Annotated in this window: 2 protein-coding genes; one reads left to right on the top strand and one right to left on the bottom strand. The window is 65.7% G+C overall.

The features are described 5' to 3' along the window. Nucleotides 1–57: 57 nt before the first annotated feature. Complete coding sequence (locus tag F0Q45_RS25430) at nt 58–1,749, bottom strand: zinc ribbon domain-containing protein (RefSeq protein WP_262491181.1); 1,692 nt, start codon at nt 1,747–1,749, stop codon at nt 58–60. Between the two features lie 27 nt (nt 1,750–1,776). Here F0Q45_RS25430 and tnpA point away from each other — a divergent pair, with 27 nt between their 5' ends. Further along, nucleotides 1,777–2,202: an IS200/IS605 family transposase gene (gene tnpA, locus F0Q45_RS25425; protein WP_149656509.1), complete on the top strand. Its 426-nt coding sequence runs from the start codon at nt 1,777–1,779 to the stop codon at nt 2,200–2,202. The last annotated feature ends 120 nt before the right edge of the window (nt 2,203–2,322 follow it).

Raw genomic sequence — 2,322 nt, 5'->3', positions numbered from 1 at the left:
TTGACGTCCTCCGCGCAGTGAACATGCGCGGATTCCTTGTGGTGGTGCGCTGTCTCGCTATGCCGCTTGTTGGGCGGGTAGCGCCGTGGGCTCACCAGCAGGGAAGGTTCGCGCCGAGCGGCTCTGTCGCTTCAAGGCCCTACGGGCCTTGATACGCGCCACTGACCTCCGCGAAGGCGGATGCCTGCGGCCTCGCCGCTTAGATCCTGCTACGGCCGGACCTCGACGCCCATCAACGTCGTGACGGTGCAGCAACCAACCATGGTTGGCCGCTTCCAGGTCCAGCCGGTCGGAACCATCAGCGTTCCTGTGGACATGCAGTCCCAGGAATGCCGAAAACAGGTCCCGGTCTTCTTTGATACCGCAGCCGCAACGGTGGACCCGTTGGGAGAGCGGCTTTTTCTTCTTGTTCCCGCACAAACAGGTTTGCGACAGGGCAGTCGCGTAGGGGCTGTACTCGTAGAGGTGATCACCGCCGGCGCTTTCAGCCTTGCGGCGCACCGCCTCCACCAGCAACCCCGGTGCCCGATCGCGCACACTGCGCGGGAAGTTCTTCTGCCACGAAACGTAATTCAGCTTCTCGCACACCACATTCGCGCCGTGGGCCAACAACCTGTTGGCCAGCGCCCCGTGCAACGTCTTACGATGCTGCGCCAGGCGGCGATGCTGCTCAGCCACCCCCGTGCCGCTGTGTTTGGCGGCACGGGAACGCTGCCGCCAGTAGCAGCGGCCGGTCTTATGCGTGCCATCGGGGTTGAAGCACTCCGGCGAACCAGCACGGTGCTGACGATCCACATGCCGCTGTCCACGGCGTAACCGTTTGGTGTTGAGCCGAATCCGATCGGCCAGCGGTTCCACCCATCCCGCCCAGGACCCATCGCTGCGCTCGATGGCCACCGCGATCTGACTGGGCCCCAGATCAAACGACACCCGCCCATCCCCGACCGGATGCCGGCGGGTGGGGTGCCCATCGCAGACCAGTTGCATGCGGTAGGTGTCGCGCCCGTTGATCACCGTGCGCACGATCCGGGTGGACAACACCTTGCCCGCAGCGATCAGCGCCTCAACCTCGGCCAGCTCAGCCTGCTGCTCCTTGCCGCGCCGACCCGTCTGGGCGGGCGCGGCGATTGCGATGACGAACCCGGCCCCCCACTGCAACCCGACCAACCGCCCGAAGGCGTCGGTCTTGGGACGCAACGCACCGTTGCCGTCCTTGGCCGCCAACGAATGCAACCCACGTTTTTTGTTCTTGAACCGCGGCTTGCCTTTACGCCCCACATGCCAGCACTTGACCGCATCAAACGCCCGCGCACCCAGGTTCTGCGTCTCCTGGGCCGGCACGTGCTCACGCACCCAGGAGTGACGCAACGACGACGCGAACGACTGCCCCGCACGATCGCTGAAACCATGGGCCGCCGCCACCGCGTCCAACGCCGCCCGCCGCGCGGCGCGTTCCTTTTTCGTGCGCCGCGGCAGCTGGCACGCGACCTGCCATGCCGGATCGGATTTGACTGCGCGGCTGCGACCGATGAATTCGGCCAGCACCGCGTTGTACACTCGCGCCCCCGCGGAAAATCGTGTCCGGATCACCCGGCACTGCCCCAGGTTCGGGCGCAGCGGCCACGACCGCACATGCGTGGGTGCATCCTTGGGGCGCTTACGTGCCCTCGGCTTGCGCTCACCGCGCGCGCCATCACCGGCGCCAACCGTTGTTGTCGGTGCGGGCGGGTAGACACCTTCGGTGTGCACACCACGACTGTAAAAGGCACCACCGACATCGCGGTCCCAGCCGGCAGCGGCGACTACCGGCGTGGCGGCCACAGCGTCTCGGCGCTGTGGGTACATCTTGTCTTCGTAACCAAATACCGGCGGCGGATCCTCAACTCGGCGATGCTGGACTATTGCCTACAGACCATGTCGGGTGTGTGCACCGATCTGGGTGCCGAGTTGGTTGAGTTCAACGGCGAGCCCGAGCACGTGCACCTGCTGGTCGCTTACCCGCCCACCCTGGCGGTCGCCACACTGGTGCGCCGCCTCAAAGGCCGCTCCAGCTACGCGGTGCGCCGCGAATACACCGGGACGTGTGTGCGCGCACCCATGAACAGCCACCTGTGGTCGCCATCGTATTTCGCCGCGTCCGCTGGCGGAGCGCCGCTGTCGGTGATCAAGCGCTACATCGAAAACCAAAACCGGCCCCTCTAAACATCGGGCTACGCCCGACTGACCGTCCCGCAGCGGCTACGCCGCCACCATGCCAGTGGTCACTTCAACCACCAACTTGATGCGCTAACCGCGCTCTAAAGAAGCGCGGCTTGCGCGCTA

This window comes from Mycobacterium simiae (genome assembly GCF_008370645.1).
Lineage (GTDB): Bacteria > Actinomycetota > Actinomycetes > Mycobacteriales > Mycobacteriaceae > Mycobacterium > Mycobacterium simiae_A.
This window is presented reverse-complemented; position numbering and strand designations above follow the sequence as displayed.